Source organism: Mastigocoleus sp. MO_188.B34 (assembly GCF_030065675.1).
In the GTDB taxonomy this organism is placed as follows: Bacteria; Cyanobacteriota; Cyanobacteriia; order Cyanobacteriales; family Nostocaceae; genus Mastigocoleus.
On record NZ_JASJDK010000044.1, the window covers coordinates 1 to 21186 of the forward strand.

Sequence of the window (21186 nt, forward strand, 5' to 3'; positions counted from 1 at the left end):
AGGCGCAACGCAAGGGCTGGATATTTTATTACTTTGAAGTCCCTTAACAAACTACCATCTTTATGGACTAACAGTTATTTTTATTCCACTGCAGGTCAAGTTAGTGCTGAAGTTATTGATAAATATATTAAAGATCCACATCATGGCTAATATTTACGGCAATTAAAATTGCCCGTGTCCACGTTCCTCCCCTGATTAAAATTCAGTGGCTTGCCTACGGCAGCTCTGCGTTTACCCGTGTCCCGACATTTTCTTGTGAAAATTGAAAAGAAACTTTGCAATTATTTATTTCGGTTGGAAAATAGTTATATAGTAGAAAATTTTAGGGGTCAGGCTGTGAGTATTGAAATTCTGCCAGAACAAACTCAAACAGATTTAGCTTCTACGTTTGATAAAGATAGCTTTGACCAGAATGTAATGTCAACCTATGGGCGCTTTCCCATAGCTTTAGAACGAGGTCATGGCTCTCAAGTTTGGGATACCGAAGGAAAAGAATATCTTGATTTTGTTGCTGGAATTGCGACCTGTACTTTGGGACATGCTCACCCATTTTTAATTGCTGCAGTCACAAAGCATATTCAAAAACTCCATCACGTCTCCAATTTATACTACATCCCAGAACAGGGAGAATTGGCACGCTGGTTAGTTGAAAATTCCTGTGCTGACCGAGCGTTTTTTTGTAATTCTGGGGCTGAAGCAAACGAAGCCGCAATAAAATTGGCTAGAAAGTACGCTCATACAGTATTGGAAATTGAAAAACCCATCATTCTTACTGCTAATGCAAGTTTTCACGGACGTACTTTAGCCACAATTACAGCTACAGGACAACCTAAATATCATAAAAACTTTAATCCCTTAGTACCTGGATTCCACTACGTACCTTATAACGATATTGAGGCTTTGGAAGCAGCAATTGGCGAACTTGATGAGGGAGATTATCGAGTTGGTGCAATTATGTTAGAACCATTACAGGGTGAGGGGGGAGTTAATCCAGGAGATCGAGCTTATTTCCAGAGGGTAAGACAAATTTGTGATGAAATTGGAATTCTGCTGATTTTTGATGAAGTTCAAGTAGGTATGGGACGTACCGGTAAACTTTGGGGTTATGAAAACTTGGGTGTGGAACCAGATGTATTTACCAGCGCTAAAGGTTTAGGTGGAGGGATTCCCATCGGTGCAATGATGAGTAAGAAGTTCTGTGATGTATTTCAACCCGGAGAACATGCTAGTACCTTTGGTGGTAACCCATTTGCTTGTGGGGTTGCTATGGCGGTTTGTCAAACAATTGAACGAGAAAATCTGTTATCAAATGTTACTGCGAGGGGAGAGCAATTACGCAGTGGTTTACAAGCGATCGCAGCCAAACATCCCCAACAAATTATCGATGTACGAGGTTGGGGGTTAATTACTGGAATGGAACTATCTCCAGATATTAGCTTGAGTGCTATTGATGTTGTAAAAGCTGCAATGGAAGAAGGTTTATTATTGGTACCAGCAGGAAGCAAAGTAGTTAGATTTGTACCACCTTTGATTATTACAGAGGCAGATGTAGATCGGGCATTGCAAATATTATCTCAAGTAATGGCATCGGTAATATAGGATTGCTGATAAGTATTGTGCTTGAGTTAGATTAAATAACAAAAATTAATGTTATGCGTAAATGCGTAGAGATGAAATACATTACGTCTCTACGTTATTTTTTACATGCGATCGAGCATTACCAATTACCATTAGACAATTAACAAAATAAATAGTCAATCTAATTGATTCACTTTAAATAGAAATTTTCCTCTTTTAGGAAATAGGTAACAGGAGAATATCGCATCATACAGAGTTGAATTTTCCCATATTTGCGATTCTTATAATTTTTACTTCTCCTGTCTACTACCTCATTAAATTATAAATACTTTCTAAGTATTATCTTTCTTCGTGGTCTACAGTTGTGTGACCGAATAGTAATTTAGTATCTGTAATTTTTCCAATTACATGATTTTTTCTAGTATAAGAAAATATAGCTGTATGACGTTGGCGATCGCCAATAGTTTTAGTCACGCGATGCAAAGATGATTTACCATAGAATATTTGTAAGTCACCTGGTTGTAAATTCACTTTTTTGGTTCCCTGATAAGTTTCACGCAATACTTTACTAACCAACGGAAAATTCTCATCATTAGGTGTTCTAATATTATGTGCGTACTCAAAAATTCCTCCATCTAAAGCCGGTTGTATCATTAAAACTATACTGAAATCATTTTCATCGTAATGCCACGGATGCTGACAACCTGAAGGTAAAATATTGAGTACCATTCCTGCTAATGGATCATCATATTCATAAATTACTTTTGTGTTCAAACAAGCAGCAATAAATTGTTGAAAAATCTTTGCATGGTACAAATTTAAAAATAAAGAATCTGGTGTAAATTTATTCTGAGGAACAAAAGCATTTGTTCGTTCCATGAAAAACCTTACTGGGTGGTCTAATGGTAAAGAAGGGTCGTCATCTGTCTTAAATGCATTGGTGTGCCGTTTTGCATAATAAGCAGCAGGAGCTAAGCTTTTTGATTCTTCTTGAGCATTAAATAACCCTTGAGTTGTCAAAAAGTTACTTAGGATACAACATCCTTTTTCTTGTAACTGCTGGCGACAATTATTGATTAAATCTATAGATTTTTTCTCGGATAAATTTGTAATGGGGTAGTCGGAAAAATTAATGATTTCTTCAATCTTAAGTGGAGGGAACGTGACTTTATTGCTAATCATTAAAGCTCTACTATTTCGACATTTTACTGGATTGCCCACAATGACTATTTGATAGTCCATAAAGCAACGATAATCATAGCAGACACAAATCATAAAATCACCGGATAGTGAAAGATTTTTTAGTAGTAGAAATTATGGAAAAAATATTGCTAATGTTTGAAGGTACTGTTTAACCGTTGATAATGTACGAATTCCAAGATTCCCTTCCCAAACTTCCTTTACCTGTACTAGATGCAACATGTAAACTCTATCTTGAGATAGTTGCGCCGCTTTTAAGTGAGCAAGAATTAGAGCAAACTCGCAAAGCTGTGGAAGAATTTCAACAGGGAAGCGGTCAAAAATTACAAAAACAACTAGAAATCATTGCCGATTCTACCGATACTAGTTACGTTCACGATTACCGAGAAGAAAGTTTTGCGGAATATCGTGGACCTCTGATGATTAACAAGAATTTTGGTAGTGTACTTACACCGGTTTCCAAACCAGAATTACCCCAAGCTCGTTTAGCTGCAACTTGGATTGTTGATACTCTAAAATTTTATTTAAAAATTAAACACCGCGAATTGGAAGTAGATAGGGATTCTCCACGCAGCGGTAATCAGCCAATGTGCATGATTCAGTATGATAATTTGTTTGGTTGGGATCGAATTCCTGGTGTAAAGCGCGATCGCATGCTTCACAGTCCGGAACGGGAAAATGTGGTGGTGATGCGTCACAATGCATTTTATTCCATACAACCTTTGGAAGGAGATAAAATCAAAAGCGTTGGGGAAATTGAAGCTCAACTTAACTGGATTCTCGAAAATACTAAACCTGGAGAACCTGCGATCGGTGGAATGACAGCAATGAACAGGACACCTTGGGCTGTTGTTCGTCAAGGTATTGCAGCTTCTGCAGAAAAAAATACCCAATCTTTGGGATTACTGGATAGTGCTTTATTTGTAATCTGCTTGGACGATACTGCACCAACAGATTGGGAAACTGCTTCGCAAAATATGTTGCATGGGGATGGATGCAATCGTTGGTTTGATAAACCTTTACAGTTAATTTTTACAGGAAATGGTTATTCTGGACTCAATGTTGAGCATGTAGGTATTGATGGTTTCGTTATTCTGCGTTATCTATATGAAGTAAATAAGGAGCGTAAAGAAAGTAAGGGAGAAGCTAGTAATCATAATGACGCTTCTAATTCATTTGAAACACCCACAAAATTACAGTGGGAATTGACTCCAGAACTTCTTGGAGAAATTGACCAAACTACAACAGAGATCAAAGATTTCATTGCTCAACATGAAACCAAAGTATTGGATTTCCAGGATTTTGGGCGTAACTTTATCAAGAATAATCGTCTCAGTCCAGATGGTGTGGTGCAATTAGCCATGCAAATTGCTTATTTTCGTCTGCACAGTAAAATTGCTTGTGTCTATGAATCCGTACATACTCGAAGATTCCATTATGGACGCACCGAAGCAATGCGTTCCGTTACCCCCGAATCTATGGAATTGATCCGTACTTTTATTGAGGGTGATTCTGGAGAAGCAAAATATGCAGCCCTCAAAAATGCTGTAAGCGCCCATGTCTCTCGTCAGAAAGATTGTCAGCAGGGATACGGTGTAGATCGTCATTTCGCCGCACTTTTACGATTAGCACGCGCTCAGGGAATAACACCAAAATTATTCCAAGATAAAGCTTACACGGTATTGGTTGAATCGGTAATTTGTACCAGTAGTTTAGCTGCAGGTATGGGTATAGATTTATTTTGTTTTGGTCAGGTAGTAGATAATGGTTACGGTTTGGGTTACATTATTAAGCCGGAAAGCATTACTGTAAATGTTGTCAGCAAATATCAGCAGACAGGAGAATATATTGAATTATTAAGACAGACTTTCTGCGATCTGAAAGAATTAATGCTTGAGTTTGCAGGATAAATTAAACTCAAAACTAAACTTAAACCTAAATTTGGTTTTCAACATCTATTTTCTCGTCACTTCGTTTATCATCAAAACCATGTAGAGATGTAGCAATGCTACGTCTCTACAAAGGATATAGCACTACGTGATTAGGCTAGGAAATTGATGAATGCTCCAGCCTATGAATAGTAAACTTTTAATTTTGGCTCGCCAAAGGCGCGACCTGTTTTGACTTTGTGATAATCTTCTCTGTTGCCTCTGAACCAGGATATAATATCCAGTCGCTATATGTCTGCTACTACAGTTAAAATCTCAAGCCTACACCACCTTGAACGGAAACAGCAGCACCACTACTGTTGCGATAAGCATCAAAAGCAATAATCGCATTACCAAAAATCACGGTATTGCTATTGGGTACCATGTAATCAACTCCAGGTTGTACAGCAAAACTAACTTTATTCCCAACAGGTGAGGGTGTATCACCACCAGCTAAAGCTAATCCTGCTCCGATATAAGCATCAGTTTGCCAATCTAAAGGAAAATCATAAGAAACTGTTGGGACAATAGCAGTATTCTTACCAATCAAAGCTTGAGCGCGAAAAGAAACTGGCGCTTTTAACAGCTTATAACGACCCGCAATAACTCCCCCAACTTGACCACCATCGGAAAGTCCTACAGTTGGACCAACACCTACATAACTCCCATAAGCAACTTGAGCTTGTGCTGGTCTTCCAAACAATACCCAATTTATTAGAGAGCCAGTTATTACAGCTGATGCTATACACAAAAGATGTTTCATATGAATACCCCATACACCTGTATAAATTGTAAGTTTAAGTGTTGAAATTTGGGGGAATTATAAGTTACAAATTCTTATTTTTGGTGAAGTACAAGGAACAAAGAATTTTTTGTTTTCTCATTCAATTGTTAATTTTGACTTTTTTATTTTGACTTGTCTTACTGCGATTGATCCAGATACCTCGCACCCCTGCTGATTTAGCTCCCTCATAGTCATGATTAACATCATCACCAATATGCCATGCAGCTTGGGGAGAACAGTTATGTTTGGATAAAGCGATCGCAAAAATTTCAGGATCGGGTTTTGCAAAACCAACCTGACTACAAATAGTAACCGAACCAAAAAATTCTCGAAGTTCGAGGGCTTGTAAAACTGAATAAATCCGAGAATCGAAATTAGATAATACCCCCAATTCGATTCCCATACGTCGCCAGTTAATCAAAGCCGGAATCACATCGGGATAAACAAACCAAGCTTCTGCTGTTCCAAAGTGGATATAAAGCTCGCTAAAAAATTCACCAAAATCAGGAAATTGTTCGATTACTCCTGCTTTTGTAAAGGTTTGGGTCGCAATGTCCTTCCACCATTCAAATTCTAGTTGGGGAATATCTTTTTCATCTGCGTTTGGGAATATAGGTGACGTTGCGGATTTAAAACTATCAGTAAAAGCTTTGTCCAATACTTCCGGAGAAACTTCCACTTCAAAATCTTGCGCAATTTCGGAGTAAATTTCTCCCACACCACCTTTAACGCCAAATAGTGTCCCAACTGCGTCTACAAAAATTACTTTCGGTCGTTTCATGCTACGTTCCATATTAATAATCTGCAAATTAAAATAAACCCTAACTGCATCCAGAACTGCAGTTTACCTTTAAGTAAAAGTCAGGCTTTCAAATTGAATGTAGTTTAGATAGCTCATAAAAATTACTACAAAGTAACATTTATGTCTGCGTGGTATATTGCAAATATTCTTATATCCACCATATTGGGACATAAATGCAAGCAATTTTCGCAAAATTCAAAAAAAATTGTTGAATTATCGAGTACAGAAATTCATCACATCACCAGTATTCAGTTTTATTACAACATAATTAAATCTTCAGTTATTGAATCTTCCAAGTTTAATCTTCAAAATTTAACTTTTAAATATTTAAGTCTCGAAATCTAAATTATAAATTATAGATTCAGATTTTAAAATTTAAATCCTAAAATCTGAATTACAACATATTGCTTCCGACATCCAACTTCCAAGATATAAATCTCAGAATTAGAGCGGACTTTGTGTCAAAACTATATTCAAAATCTTGCTTGTATTAGTAGGGTATATCGAAATCCTAAAAACACAAGCTATGTATTTTCAGGAGGATATATATACTCCACTTACTTTCAAGAACCTACAGGTGGTAATTATCGGACGAATAAATCTCAAACCTAAATAAACTCTGTTTTCATTTGCTAATATTTTTTCTAATTCTATTTAGCCTACTATCAAAAATGAATTAAACCAAAGACATAAAATTATGGTCAGACTAAAAAATAAATTACTAAAAATTAACAAGCCAAAAATCAGTCCAATAATACTGCAATAATCCGATAAAAATCCAAAATCAATTACTAAAGTAAATTACTAAAGTATATTAAATTTGAATACTGTATTGATTATTGCTGTATATTTTTCCAGAACACATATTCGCACAAGATATTTATTAAAGAGTGATTCAACCGATAAAATTTTCCATCCGGACAAAAATCAAGAATAACCAAAAAATATAGCGTGATGCGTAAGTCAAAAGTCAAAACTAAACTTTTCAGAACTTACGCAATGCGCTGCACCCCTGCGGGTGAAATCTTATGGTGTTAGTCTTTATGGGAATTTATAGAAAGCTCCTCAAACCAGATATTTTCTTCACCAAGATATTTTACCTGGGAAATATGTCAGCATGACCAAATGCAATTTTTTATACAAAGCAATTTATGATTTAAAAGCTTTACAGACTCATCGTTTTTATGATGATTTTTTACAGCAAATCATGTCACTTTAATTCTGTATACTCTCGATAATTGGAGCGACCAACCAATTAAAGCCCACTTTTAGTTGATGTTCTAAAGTCGGTAAACGGTACAAATAAAGTAAGCGCCGAGCAACATATCCTAAAGTTCCTTCAAGCTTGATCCCCAAACCACTTAGTGTCGCATTATCTACACCTAAGGACATAAGTTCGCCCAACTGTTTGTAACGGAAAGGAAGTAAAGGACGATTAGTCAGAGATCCCCAGATGTTCCAAGCAACGAAATCTGATTGCTGAAAAGCAGCTTGAGCTGTTGCTGGTATTTGCTGACCATCAGCGTCCAGACAATCTGCAAGATCACCCAAAGCAAATATTTCTGGATGGTCGTGAACTTGCAAAGTTGGAAGTGTAGTAATTTGACCGCGCTGATTTTTTTTCAAAGGAAGATCTTGAACTATGGGTATAACCTTAGTACCAACAGTCCAAAGTACTAAATCTACAGGAATCGTATCTATTTGACCTTTGTATTCCAAAGAAATATTATCTTGAGCGATAGACTCAACTTTAGTTTCTAAGTCGATAAATATACCACGACTATCCAAAGCTTTTTTGGCTGCTTCCCGGTTAAACTCAGTAGAAGTTTGTAAAATTTGGTCATTCATTTCAATTAACCGAAATCTTCCCCGTTTTCCAAGTCTATCGGCTAATTTACAAGCTAACTCTACACCACTATAACCACCGCCAACAATTGCTACTCGAATTTTGTCTGCATCAGATTCCTCTAATATGCGCAGGCGTTCTTCTAAGCGGTAAGTATCGGCAATACTACGGAATGGATACGCATAAGATGTTGCTCCAGGAACGATATCTAAAGGTGTTTCTCCCCCCAAAGCTAAAACTAGGCGGTCGTAAGATATTTCTGGGCCATTTTGTAAATGTACTCGCTTTTGTTCCACATCAATCCCTGACACCTCGCTTTGATAAAAGCGTATGCCAGTACTTTGCAAAAGTTCTTCAAAGGGAGGAGCTATTTCCCAAGTTTGTAACTCTCCAGTCAAAAGTTCATAAAGAAGTGGTAAGAACAGGAAGCGATCGCTTTTATCCACCAACACAATTTCTGGCTTTTGCCCATCATCCCAAGTAAATTTACTCAGCCTTAAGGCAGTATAAAGACCACCAAAGCCACCACCAAGAATACAAATTTTAGCAGGTTGTTCGCTCATTAATCTAATTTATTTTTCCCATAGCATTGGTAAGTTACTTTAAGTCTAATGATTTGTGACTATTTTTTGCCATTACCCAGGTTTTAAACCCAGGAATATTAGCTTGACTTTTAGTACTTATTTAATGTTTTGGATTTATCTACGATGTAAAAGTAACAAAAATATAGAGAATTATATTATACCTGCAACCGTAAAATCTTAACTGGATTTTGCAACCAAAAACAGAACTCTTACTTCAGCGATAAATTCTACTTAAACTCAGTATTTTGCTTAATTTTCTACGAAAATGTCTTCTAAAATATGAAATTTAAAGAAATTTGATTATAAAAATTGATATCGTGTTGGGAATAATAAATAGTATTAACAATACATAAAATTATATATGCTTAACAGTTCGGAAAATACTGAGTTAAATGGTATCTTTAGTAGAATAAAATTTCGTAAAAAATCGAATAAATCCCAGTCATCACAAAATAGTTTTCATAAGTTCTTAAACCACCTGAATGTCAGTCAAAAAATTGGCTTTGGATACGGTGTAGCGATCGGTATAGCCATATGCGGTACTATGTCAGGGATTGTCACCTCCAATTATTACAAAAGTAAAGCCCGTCAAAAAGAACAGCATGCTCACGAACAAGTAGAAATAGTTCGGAGATTGCAAGCTTCAATTTTGCAGTCACGAACCCATCAACAACAGTTTATTCCATTGGTAAATCAGCCAAAAGACTTAAAAGATGAATATTCCCATTTTCTTGAGCATGCAGCAACGGTGAGAAAAACTTGGTCTGAGATCAAATCTTTTGTCTCTCATACCAATACAAAAGGTGAAGACCATGGAGTACATGCTGATGGAATCCCTAAGTTGCTCCAAACTTATCGAGGTATCCCAGAAGCTTACTTCCAAGAAATACAACATATCCTACAAAAGATAGATTCGTCGTCTAATTTAGATTCACCAGAAAAAATCGCAAATGCTCAAAAGCTATTATTAGATTTTACTAATAGTCCTTTAGCATTAAAGTTTGACGGAATTTCAGATGATTTAACCGAGTTGGTAAAAATTTCCGACCATCACTATTTTGAAGCAGAGGAGTTCATAAAAAATACTGAGCGAATTCAGTTTTGGGTAGCGTTTGTTAGCATCTCTTTATCGACAACATTGGCAATCTTATTTGCATACTACATCAGTATAAGTATTTCTCGACCTCTGAAAGATTTAACTCATATAGCTAAAGAAGTTACACAAAAATCAAATTTTGAATTACAAGCTTCTACAACCACCACAGATGAAGTTGGTGTTTTAGCTACTTCCTTCAACCAAATGATTTTTAAGGTTAAAGAACTCTTAGCAGAACAAATCAACACCAATCAAAAATTAGAATCCTACAACGATAATTTGGAAGAAAAAGTAGAGAAGCGAACTCAGGAATTAATTGAGAAAAACTTCATTTTGGAAAAAACTCTCAAGGAACTCAAAAAAACTCAAGGTCAACTGATTCAAAATGAGAAAATGTCCAGTTTGGGACAATTAGTTGCAGGCATTGCCCATGAAATTAATAACCCTGTAAACTTTATTCACGGTAATCTCTCACATGCTGACGAATATATTCAAGATCTCCTGGGATTAGTAGAAATTTACCAAGAAGAATATCCTGAACCTACAACTAAAGTTCAAGAAGAAATAGAGTCAATAGATTTAGATTTTCTCAATGAAGATCTCCCCAAACTTTTAGCTTCAATGAAGGTTGGTTCTCTACGTATTCGTGAAATAATTAAATCCCTACGTAACTTCTCTCGTCTTGACGAATCCGAATATAAGCAAGCAGATATCCATGAGGGTATTGACAGTACCCTAATGATTCTTCAAAATCGTTTGAAGGTAAAAGCAGAATCCTCTGGAATTGAGATTGTCAAAAACTATGGGGAATTACCCTTAGTTGAATGTTATCCCGGTCAACTCAATCAAGTATTTATGAACTTAATCAGTAATGCAATTGATGCTTTAGATGAATACAAGCAGCAGAGTAAGCAGGAAAAAAATACGGGTTTATCAACCGAAGATGTTCGAGCAACAAAAAGTCAGATTCGGATTTCTACTCAGACTTTAGACTCTAAATCCGTAGCTATTTGCATAGCAGATAATGGACCTGGAATACCAGGAAACACTATCTCCAGATTATTTGATCCTTTCTTTACGACCAAAGAAGTAGGAAAAGGAACCGGGTTAGGATTAGCAATTAGCCATCAAATAATTGTAGAAAAGCATAATGGCAAATTAGAGTGTCTATCTCGACTTGGTGAAGGAACTGAATTTATAATTAAAATCCCAATTACACAAATCACAACATCATAGAAATCAATGATTTGTTTGATCACATAATTTCAGGGTTTCTACCACTTTGACAATAAATAGGGATCCAATTTATTTAATTCATAGCTTATTTAATTTATTTTATGCGATCGATTAGACGCACCTGCGGTGTTTATTGACGCCGCATAGCCGTTTGTTGGCGCGCTGAACGCCGGAAGAAGTGCGTCCAAATGGGCTTATCGCGATTGTGTTTTATTGCTATATCTATATCAAGAAATACATTTAATATCATGTCCGCTTAATTACTTATGAAAAAATATGTTTGTTTGTAGTAGCGCTTTAGCGCCATAGCAAAGATATTGGCGCTCAAGCGCTACTACGAACCTTATCGCAAGTGTTTTACTGGACATGATATAACTTGGTTGGTAGTTTATTTATTTGTACATTTTCTTTTTTGTTGTTCCATAGTTTTGTATATTTTTTTTGGAATATCAAATATCGCATTAGTGTAAAGTCGCTCAAACTCTCGAACATAATGAGCAGCAACTTGCGGGTTATCTACAATTAAAACAGTTTCATCATTTTTATGATTAGCTGCTTCCGACCAATTGTGAGAACCTGTAATAACTAATTTTTTGTCTATGACTGCAAACTTATGATGCAGTAGATCGCCTTTTGGTAATAAAGGGACTCCAACTGTATTAATTGGATTTTCCCAGGGATTATTGTCTGGTTCATATTTACATTTTCTTTTAATTGCAATACCCAACATATCTAAGGCTTCGCTGTAGGAACGATAAGCAAAATCTTTTTCAATTAAAGCTCTAATTTTTATGTTATTTTTACTTCGCCATTTCAAAGTATTTGCCAGTTGTTGAGCAGAAAATACAAATAATGCCATGTCGATGGATTCTCTAGCAGACTTTAGGCTTAGATCGATTAAACCATTACTAGTCTCAATCCAATCATTGGTGCGAGAAATCGGTGAGAATTTAACCGTAATTTTATTGTTACCTAAGATAATTTTTCTAGCTTTTCTTAAAGGTTTTTGAATCCCAAATTTACTATCATTTTTTCCTCCTACACCATCGCCCCACATAATATTAAATTCTTCGGTGAATAAAGTTGCTAATTTAGGGCTATCTATTTTCAACAAATTATTAACGTTACCTAAACTATTAGGATTGCTATAGTCACCGTGGATTCCACTTAAAGTTAAATTACTAGAGGTTAAAATCACAAATCTATTATCTATAATCGCAAATTTATGATGCATTAAACCACTACCCTTAGAACCATCTTCAGTATCATCAATGATAGGAATATTTGCTTTTTTTAAAATTAATAAAGCGTCTCTTTGAGCAATTTCATCCTGACTAAGTTTGCCATCGTTGTTAATATCTGCAAAATTTTTAAAATCTTGATAGCGTTGGCGCTCTCTTTGTGGTAGTGACGTAATTTCTGTAGATGTAAAACTACTCCAAGGACGACTATATTTATTTTCGAGAATAATTCTTATTTTTACCCCTACCCTGTACCTATCAACTAATGCTTGAGCAACTTTTGGCAAACGTAATTCTTGGACTGCAACATCTATACTACTTTTCGCTTCGGCGATAGCATTTATAATTTGTTTTTCTAAATTATCTCCAAGTCGGGTTTTCATGCGATATTGTTCTCGATACTTAGAAGCAGTCGAATGATTAAAGTAAACTTGAACAAATTTATCTTGAGGTAGTTGTTGTTGCAGTTTCTTGGGAGAATAGATTTGTTGACAGCCAGTGAGAAGAAAGAATAATAAAAAGATTTGGGAATAATATTTGTGGTTATAAAACAGACGCACAGTATTCTGCTAAAAATTAGTTAGTAGTGAACTACTCTTATAGTTCCCAATTTAGAGACTTTACTGAGTACCCACTCACAAATAAACTCAGCTATGTCGATTAAGACTCCAGGCTAATACCCTGATGGGTTATCAAAATATAAACTTTCCAGCTAAATTGAAAAAATATTTCTCATACTAAGAAAAACGTCCTTTTATCCACTAATAATCATGAACTATAAAAAAAAATGTCAGAATTTGCTCGATTAACTATGTAAGCTAAAAATAGAGACAGCCTGTTGCCAGCATATGTTTTCACTCATACTTTTATGCAAGTTTATTTAGACTACAGCGCCACCACCCCTACCCGTCCAGAAGCTATAACCACAATGCAAGCAGTAATGACCAATCAATGGGGAAACCCATCTAGCTTGCATGAGTGGGGACAACGTGCAGCAACGGTGATAGAACAAGCAAGAATGCAGGTTGCTGCTTTAATTAATGCACCCGCTGAATCGATAATCTTCACAAGTGGAGGTACCGAAGCTGATAACCTCGCCATTATGGGCGTTGCTCGTTGGTATACCGAACCCCAGCATATAATTATTTCCAGTGTCGAGCATTCTGCGGTTTCCGAACCAGTAAAATTACTTGAAGAATGGGGTTGGGAAGTAACGCGTTTGGCGGTTGATGCTAAAGGTAGAGTTAATCCCCTTGATTTGAAAGCAGCTTTGCAGGATAACACTGTTCTGATTTCGGTAATCTACGGACAAAGTGAAATTGGAACAGTACAACCAATTGAAGAATTAGGCAAAATTGCTCGCAGTGCAAATATTTTATTTCATACTGATGCCGTACAAGCTGCAGGACGTTTACCTATTGACGTCCAAAAAACATCAGTAGACTTACTGAGTATTTCCAGTCATAAAATTTATGGACCACAGGGAGCAGGTGCATTGTACGTGCGTCCGGGGGTAGAGTTAATTCCCTTGGTTTTGGGGGGCGGTCAAGAAGCGCGTTTGCGTTCTGGAACCCAAGCAACTCCTATAATTGCTGGATTTGGAACTGCTGCGGAATTAGCAGCCCAAGAATTATCGCTGGAAACGCCAAGGCTGATTGAGTTGAGAAATAGGTTGTTTGCCCAACTTGCTGATATCCCTGGGTTAATACCTACCGGCGATCTAATTCAACGCTTACCCCATCACGTTAGCTTTTGTTTAGAACAAACTGATGGAGGAAGAATTAGCGGAAAAACTCTGGTTAGACAAATGAATTTAGCTGGAATTGGTATTAGTGCTGGTGCTGCTTGTAGTAGTGGTAAACTCAACCCGAGTTCTATTTTGTTAGCAATGGGTTTTGACGAACAAGTAGCATTAGGTGCGATTCGCATGACGTTGGGACGTTACACTACCGAAGCCGATGTAGATTGGGTCGCAATGGTATTTCAGCAGGTTTTAGAGCGACTACAACCAGAGTTATCTTTAGCCAAGAGTTAAATAGGAAAGTTATTGATTAATTAATTTAAGTATCACAATCGTGTGTTTTACCAATAACACGCGATTTTATTTTGTAATAATAAAAAAAATAGTAAATCATTATTTTGCTGAAAACTGAAAAAGAAAAAAAGCAGGAGATAAAAAATAAATATTATATTTTGTTTGGGGGAATCTATCGAATACATTCCCCTATTTTTTAATCCCAACCACGCACAATTTTATGAACCCGAGCTAAATACCACATATAATCATCAATTCGGTAAGATTCAGCCTTATTAATATAAGACCGAGCATCTTCTGGGCGATCGCCAGCTTCAAAATATAATCCTACATATAGGTGACTATAAAATTTGGAACGCTTGTCGAAAGGATTTCCTATTTTTAATACATCTTCTATGGAGCAATTCCCCCCATAAAGTTGGTAAACTTTACGCATGACTAAACGGGGATCGTTTTTTACAGAGAGTAAAGATTTACGCGCTTCATCTGACCCTTGAAGACGAGCTATGCAAAGATAACGCCAAACAGTTTCTTCTACATCTTGGGAATTAACAGTTAAGTCTATTTCAAACTGAGAAGCACCTTCAGCAAATCTTTGGGCGTAGTAATAGGATAATCCTCGCTGCCATAAATAGGGAGTTATACTCGGTTTTAATTTTTCTGCGGTGTCAAAATCAGTAATAGATTCGCTAATTTGAGCCAGTTTAAATTTGACCATCCCCCTCTGTACGTAAGCTCCAGGGTTGTCGGGGTGAGTTGAAACCAGGTTATTGTAGTGTTCTAATTCCTTGTGGAGTGAATTATTGAGTGAGTTATTTAAATTCATCTGAAAAAGTTGTTCCTACGGAGGTATTTAAAAGTATTTATAAATATTAAATACTTATTTCGTCGTAACTCACCTTACTTGAGAATTGATTTTTTAAAGACCTAATATCCTGCTAATCTACTTTTAGATGATGGGTAAATACAGTGGGTAAATTAAGTAATGTTGAAGGTATTTGCTGACAGGGGTGGTACATTTACAGATATTGTTGCTGTTACTGACGACCAAGGGATAGTAAATCGACTGGTAGCACCTCAAAGTAGTTTACCCCAACGTTTTTTAATCGTTCCTCTTACTGAAGGAAAGTGGGTGATTGTTTATAAATTACTTTCAGAAAATCCCGAGCAATATCAAGATGCAGTAATTCAAGGTATCCTCGATATTATCGGAGTTACAAATGATGAACCCATACCCCCTACAGCAATAGAAGTTGTAAAAATGGGAACTACAGTTGCGACCAATGCACTATTAGAAAGAAAAGGCGACCGGGTTGCACTTTTAATTACCAAAGGTTTCAAAGATGCTTTGCGAATTGGTTACCAAAACCGCCCTGATATCTTTGCTCGTCAGATAATTTTACCTACCATGCTTTACGAGCAGGTAATAGAGGTCGAACAAAGGTATGATGCTCGAGGTAATGAATTAATTCCACTGAATATCACAGCAGTGACCAAAGATTTACAAGCTGTTTACCGGACAGGTATTCGTAGTTGTGCCATAGTTTTTATGCATAGCGATCGCTATCCTCACCACGAACAACAGGTCGCTCAAATCGCCCAAGAAATTGGATTTACGCAGATATCTATATCCCATCAAGTGAGTCCTTTGATGAAATTGGTTAGCCGTGGGGATACAACCGTTGTGGATGCATATTTAACTCCAATACTGAGTCGCTATATTAACCAAGTTGCCAGTCAGTTACCCAGAGTCAAACTCATGTTTATGAAATCTGACGGGGGTTTGATTGCAGCGGAAAAATTCCAAGGGAAAGATAGTATTTTAAGTGGTCCTGCTGGGGGTATTGTCGGTGCTGTACAAACTGGTAAAAGAGCGGGTTTTGAAAAAATAATTACCTTTGACATGGGTGGAACCAGTACGGATGTCGCCCACTTCAAAGGAGAATACGAACGTCAACTAGAATCAGAAATCGCCGGAGCGCGGATGCGAGTTCCCGTCTTAGCAATTAATACCATTGCTGCTGGTGGGGGTTCCATTCTTTTTTTTGATGGTTCTAGTTATCGCGTAGGACCAGAATCAGCAGGTGCAAATCCTGGACCTGCTTCTTACAGACGTGGGGGACCATTAGCTGTAACCGACGCCAATGTGATGTTAGGCAAAATTCACCCCCAATATTTCCCGGCTGTTTTTGGAATAGATGGGAATTTACCTTTAGATAAAAATATCGTCGCTGAAAAATTTGCACAACTAGCCCAAGATATCGCAACAGTGACCGGAAATACTTCTACACCAGAACAAGTAGCAGCTGGGTTTATTGCGATCGCAGTGGAGAATATGGCAAATGCAATTAAAAAAATCAGTCTGCAAAGGGGTTACGATGTTACCCAATATGTGCTTTGCTGTTTCGGTGGTGCTGGAGCACAGGTAGCTTGTTTAATTGCTGATACTTTGGGGATGAAACAAATATTTTTGCATCCTTATGCTGGGGTTCTTTCAGCTTATGGAATGGGTTTAGCAGATATGAGAGCAATCAGGGAAAGAGGTGTGGAAAAGATTTTAAATGGAGAATTAATTTCCCAACTGCAGCAATTAATGAGAATTTTGGAAGAAGCAGGAAAAAGCGAACTGAGTGGGGAAGTCAGCGCAGAGATGCATCGACAGGAAGTATTAAAAAAGGTGAATTTAAAATATGAGGGGACGAGTTCAACTTTGAGCATTGATTTTATTCCCGATGTAGAAATGATGCGCGCTGACTTCGAGCAAGAACATAAATTGAGATATGGTTTTGTGCAATCGGAGAAAGCATTAATAGTAGAATCAGGATCAGTGGAAGTTATTCAAAAAATGGATACTCCCACAGAAGCTGTAATTACTCGCATTCGCGGATTAGATGAAACTCCTGATGCTGTTGAAATAGTAAAAATTTTTGCTGCAGAGCAATGGTATGATACCCCTGTTTATCGACGGGAAGATTTGCAACCAGGAGATATCATTAATGGTTCTGCAATTATTGTGGAGAAAATTAGCACAATTGTAGTTGAGCCTAAATGGACAGCAAAATTAACTCAATACAATCATTTAATTTTAGAGCGCAGCACAGAACTTTAAAGTTAGCACACTAAAACGAACCAAAATAAACCTATGACGGAACGCCAAATTATATCCAGTGGAACAACCTGGGAACCAATTGTCGGATATTCCCGTGCGCTTCGGGTTGGTAATATCATTCATATTTCGGGGACAACGGCTATAGATAATGATGGAAATATTGTCGGTGTGGGTGACTCATATCTCCAAACAGTACAGATTATTCATAATATTGAGTCAGCGTTGAAAAGACTGGATAGTTCTTTAGCAGATGTTGTCCGCACTCGAATTTATGTAGTTAATATTGATGACTGGGAGCAAATCGGTCGCGCACATGGAGAATTTTTTCAATATATTAGACCTGCTTGCAGTATGGTTGAAGTTAGTCGCTTGATTTTACCCGAAGTTTTGGTGGAAATTGAAGCGGAAGCAATAGTTGGTTTCCAATGGATGGGTTAACTGGTGGGGTGATGATGGGAAAAACGCATGTCTATCTATTTTAAGTACTTGGGCAAAATTAATTAGACATTTTTTTGAGGTAGGAAACAGGGAACGGGGAACGGAGAACAGGTAATATAACTCGATAGTAAATATATAAATAATTTTGCTTACCTACTTATTGCTTAAGTAAGTAGAAAAAATAATCGCTTTTTGCCACAATCAAGATGAATCATGAATCTATATTGAATCTCGAAGTCAGTAAACCTGTTAGACGTTACGACTTTGATTCACTCAAAGTAATAGGAACATTTGCAGTGTTTATTTTCCACTGTCTGCGATTTTTCGATCTTGGAGTTTGGCACGTTAAAAATAATGAGCTTAATGCGATCGCAAGCATTTCTGCCATAATTTTACTGCAATGGATAATGCCTTTGTTTTTTGTCTTGTCCGGAGCTATATGGGGGGATTTAGGGGGCTAGACATAAATTTTTTAAATTCATCCCTCATTTATGCAACGCCTTTTATTTATGTATTACTGCGAATTAAAATGTAATAAATGTATCGAATAACTTGATACTTTAACAATAAATTAGTTACCATGGTTAATAAAGAATCAACAAAATGTAAAGTAAACTTTTGACTGTTACTGGATTCTGATAACTTATTGAAACAGAGTAACTTTGCAATTCTTTAAAGAATTGTTTATTTGCTGATGGCGTTGGGAACGCAGTCACAATTCATTTTCATTTTTCAAAAATTATGGCGCTCATAGTTCAAAAGTACGGTGGCACTTCCGTTGGCTCTGTGGAACGTATTCAGGTTGTAGCACAGCGCGTTCGCGAAAGAGTTAAGACTGGAAACTCTTTGATTGTCGTAGTTTCGGCAATGGGTAAAACCACTGATGGACTGGTAAAATTAGCGCGAGAAATTACCGAAAATCCCAGCCATCGGGAAATGGATATGTTGCTTTCAACTGGAGAGCAAGTATCTATTGCTTTGGTAACTATGGCGTTGCAAGAGTTAGGGCAGCCAGCAATTTCATTGACTGGTGCTCAAGTTGGAATTATGACGGAAGCTGCGCATACGCGTGCCCGGATCTTGAATATTGCTACAGAACGAATCGAACAACATATAAATGAAGGTAAAGTTGTAGTTGTTGCAGGTTTTCAGGGAATTTCTAACAGTGAAAATTTGGAAATCACAACTTTGGGACGAGGTGGTTCTGACACATCCGCAGTAGCATTAGCAGCCGCACTACAAGCAAATCGATGTGAGATTTATACTGATGTTCCGGGAATTTTAACTACCGATCCTCGTTTGGTACCCCAAGCCCAACTAATGGATGAAATTACCTGTAACGAAATGTTAGAACTTGCCAGTTTGGGGGCAAAGGTGTTACATCCAAGGGCTGTAGAAATTGCTCGTAATTACGGCGTTCCTTTAGTGGTCAGGTCGAGTTGGACAAACGATCCCGGTACTTATATCTCTGCACCAAAGCAGGAAGATCGTTCTCTAGTTAATCTAGAAATTGCCCGTCCAGTTGATACTGTAGAATTCGATACCAATCAAGCTAAGGTTTCCCTACTACGAGTACCTGATAAGCCAGGAGTTGCAGCCCGTTTATTTGGAGAAATCGCTCGTCAGGATGTTGATGTCGATTTAATTATTCAATCAATTCATGAAGGTAATTCAAATGATATTGCCTTCACTGTGATGACGCCAATCCTTAAGAAAGCAGAAGCCGTTGCAGAAGCGATCGCACCTGTATTGCGTTCGACCCAACCCGATAGTCAGGGAACTGACGAAAACTCGGGAATGGGAGAAGCAGAGGTGATGGTAAAACAAAACATTGCTAAAGTCAGCATTGTTGGGGCTGGGATGATTGGACGTCCGGGAGTCGCAGCAAAAATGTTTGCAACCCTTGCAGAAGCTGGGGTAAATGTTCAGATGATATCTACCTCTGAGATTAAGGTTAGTTGCGTTGTAGATGAAGAAGACTGTGACAAGGCTGTTAGTGCACTTTGCAATACCTTTGAAATATCCACTTCTCCACGTTCCCAGAGTATTCCCACAACTCCAAATTCCTATCCTCCCGTACGAGGTGTAGCTTTAGATGCAAAACAAGCGCAGTTGGCGATTCGTCACGTACCGGATCGTCCGGGAATGGCTAAAAAGATTTTTGGCTTGTTAGCAGAAAATAATATCAGCGTAGATATGATTATTCAGTCCCAACGCTGTCATGTGATTGATGGTGTTCCCAAACGCGACGTAGCTTTTACGGTTTGTCGTACGGATGCTGAAGCTGCACTAAACATGCTCAAAGATGTTGCAGATGAGTATGGTTGGGGTGAAGTAGTTTTAGACCGAGCGATCGCTAAAGTCAGCGTTGTGGGTGCGGGAATGTTGGGACAACCGGGTATTGCTGCAAAGATGTTTGAATCATTAGCGCGGAACAATATTAATATTCAAATGATTTCAACTTCAGAGATCAAGATTAGTTGTGTAGTTGCAGAAGATGAAGGTGTGCAAGCTTTACAGGTTATCCATGAAGCCTTTGGGCTTTCTGGTAGTGAAGAGTTTGTGGTTCCTGCATAAGTAGTAGATATTTTCCTTGCGAACTTTTTTAATACCTAAATATTGTAGAGACGTAGCATTACTACGTCTCTACAGTCATTTGGAAGTGGTTAAATTTTTGGTGCGATCATATTTCCAATTTATTTTATAGCGTCGCAATAAATGAGTTCTCAGATGATGGGTTTGGATTGCAACATTAGCTATTAATCGATTAAATTGCGATATCCCCACAGGGGATGCGCGAAGCGATCGCGTAAATATTCAATAACTTTCCTAGCTGCAGCAGTACATTTTTTGAGATCTTTATAATTCAACCACGCAATCTCTTCAATTTCAGAACTAGGAACAATCTCACCAACATAGTCAGCTTGAGAACATTTCATCCTCACTTGCATAGGTTCTGAATAACCATGAGCTAATTCTTGGACAACTGTAACTTCAGCCAAAGTTTGTCGAATTAGAGCTACATTCAATTCTTCTTGAATTTCTCGAAATAATCCATCCCAGTCAGACTCACCATCTTCTCGTTTTCCTCCTGGCATATAAAAGACATCTTTACCGCGCGTTTTCGTACATAAAACCTGTCTATCTTTGATACAGATCCAGACCAGGGCATAAATCATAATAATAAAAATCTTATCTTGACATTTATCGTTTTATTTAGCATGTATGAGTATGTGAGCTGAAATAATAAGAGTAACAACAAATACATTTATTACAAACAACGGTATACAAACCATGTTTATTTTGATT

At 37.3% G+C, this 21186-nt stretch carries 16 protein-coding genes; 9 read left to right on the top strand and 7 right to left on the bottom strand.

Going from position 1 to position 21186, the window contains the following annotated elements; all coding sequences use genetic code 11:
- Both QNJ50_RS12695 and QNJ50_RS12700 read left to right on the top strand, forming a co-directional pair.
- On the top strand, positions 1-150 hold a 150-nt coding region (locus tag QNJ50_RS12695), incomplete at its 5' end, for a transposase (protein ID WP_300635853.1).
- A 186-nt stretch (positions 151-336) separates the two neighbouring features.
- On the top strand, positions 337-1599 hold the full coding sequence (locus tag QNJ50_RS12700; protein ID WP_300635802.1) for an aspartate aminotransferase family protein: 1263 nt from the start codon (positions 337-339) through the stop codon (positions 1597-1599).
- Between the two features lie 318 nt (positions 1600-1917).
- Here the strand turns inward: QNJ50_RS12700 and QNJ50_RS12705 are convergent, their stop codons facing one another.
- Entirely contained in the window at positions 1918-2820 is a 903-nt protein-coding gene (locus QNJ50_RS12705) for a hypothetical protein (RefSeq protein ID WP_300635803.1), read from the bottom strand.
- Positions 2821-2942: 122 nt separating this feature from the next.
- Here QNJ50_RS12705 and QNJ50_RS12710 point away from each other — a divergent pair, with 122 nt between their 5' ends.
- Positions 2943-4688: a choline/carnitine O-acyltransferase gene (locus QNJ50_RS12710; RefSeq protein WP_300635805.1), complete on the top strand. Its 1746-nt coding sequence runs from the start codon at positions 2943-2945 to the stop codon at positions 4686-4688.
- Between the two features lie 286 nt (positions 4689-4974).
- On the opposite strand, the gene QNJ50_RS12715 is transcribed toward QNJ50_RS12710, so the two are convergent.
- The 3 genes from QNJ50_RS12715 to QNJ50_RS12725 form a co-directional block, all read right to left on the bottom strand.
- Complete coding sequence (locus QNJ50_RS12715) at positions 4975-5469, bottom strand: hypothetical protein (protein WP_300635807.1); 495 nt, start codon at positions 5467-5469, stop codon at positions 4975-4977.
- A gap of 121 nt (positions 5470-5590) precedes the next feature.
- Complete coding sequence (locus tag QNJ50_RS12720; protein WP_300635809.1) at positions 5591-6271, bottom strand: HAD family hydrolase; 681 nt, start codon at positions 6269-6271, stop codon at positions 5591-5593.
- Positions 6272-7507: 1236 nt separating this feature from the next.
- Entirely contained in the window at positions 7508-8701 is a 1194-nt protein-coding gene (locus QNJ50_RS12725; RefSeq protein WP_300635811.1) for an NAD(P)/FAD-dependent oxidoreductase, read from the bottom strand.
- Between the two features lie 382 nt (positions 8702-9083).
- On the opposite strand from QNJ50_RS12725, the gene QNJ50_RS12730 reads away from it, so the two are divergent.
- Positions 9084-11054 (top strand): ATP-binding protein, encoded by a 1971-nt coding sequence (locus QNJ50_RS12730; RefSeq protein WP_300635813.1) that lies wholly within the window; start codon positions 9084-9086, stop codon positions 11052-11054.
- Between the two features lie 388 nt (positions 11055-11442).
- Here the strand turns inward: QNJ50_RS12730 and QNJ50_RS12735 are convergent, their stop codons facing one another.
- Complete coding sequence (locus QNJ50_RS12735; RefSeq protein WP_300635815.1) at positions 11443-12855, bottom strand: phospholipase D-like domain-containing protein; 1413 nt, start codon at positions 12853-12855, stop codon at positions 11443-11445.
- Positions 12856-13163: 308 nt separating this feature from the next.
- Here QNJ50_RS12735 and QNJ50_RS12740 point away from each other — a divergent pair, with 308 nt between their 5' ends.
- Positions 13164-14330: a cysteine desulfurase family protein gene (locus tag QNJ50_RS12740; RefSeq protein ID WP_300635817.1), complete on the top strand. Its 1167-nt coding sequence runs from the start codon at positions 13164-13166 to the stop codon at positions 14328-14330.
- Positions 14331-14526: 196 nt separating this feature from the next.
- Here QNJ50_RS12740 and QNJ50_RS12745 read toward each other — a convergent pair whose 3' ends face one another.
- Entirely contained in the window at positions 14527-15156 is a 630-nt protein-coding gene (locus tag QNJ50_RS12745) for a hypothetical protein (RefSeq protein WP_300635818.1), read from the bottom strand.
- 159 nt (positions 15157-15315) lie between these two features.
- Here QNJ50_RS12745 and QNJ50_RS12750 point away from each other — a divergent pair, with 159 nt between their 5' ends.
- From QNJ50_RS12750 to QNJ50_RS12765, 4 genes are all read left to right on the top strand, one after another.
- A complete protein-coding gene (locus tag QNJ50_RS12750) occupies positions 15316-17439 on the top strand; it encodes a hydantoinase/oxoprolinase family protein (protein WP_300635819.1) in 2124 nt (707 codons plus the stop codon).
- Positions 17440-17472: 33 nt separating this feature from the next.
- Positions 17473-17877 (top strand): RidA family protein, encoded by a 405-nt coding sequence (locus QNJ50_RS12755; protein ID WP_300635820.1) that lies wholly within the window; start codon positions 17473-17475, stop codon positions 17875-17877.
- Positions 17878-18083: 206 nt separating this feature from the next.
- Positions 18084-18338 carry a hypothetical protein gene (locus QNJ50_RS12760; protein WP_300635821.1) on the top strand — a complete coding sequence of 85 codons (255 nt, stop codon included), beginning with the start codon at positions 18084-18086 and terminating at the stop codon, positions 18336-18338.
- A gap of 280 nt (positions 18339-18618) precedes the next feature.
- Complete coding sequence (locus QNJ50_RS12765) at positions 18619-20454, top strand: aspartate kinase (RefSeq protein WP_300635822.1); 1836 nt, start codon at positions 18619-18621, stop codon at positions 20452-20454.
- 182 nt (positions 20455-20636) lie between these two features.
- Here QNJ50_RS12765 and QNJ50_RS12770 read toward each other — a convergent pair whose 3' ends face one another.
- Positions 20637-21056 carry an NUDIX domain-containing protein gene (locus QNJ50_RS12770; RefSeq protein WP_300635823.1) on the bottom strand — a complete coding sequence of 140 codons (420 nt, stop codon included), beginning with the start codon at positions 21054-21056 and terminating at the stop codon, positions 20637-20639.
- Positions 21057-21186: the final 130 nt, after the last annotated feature.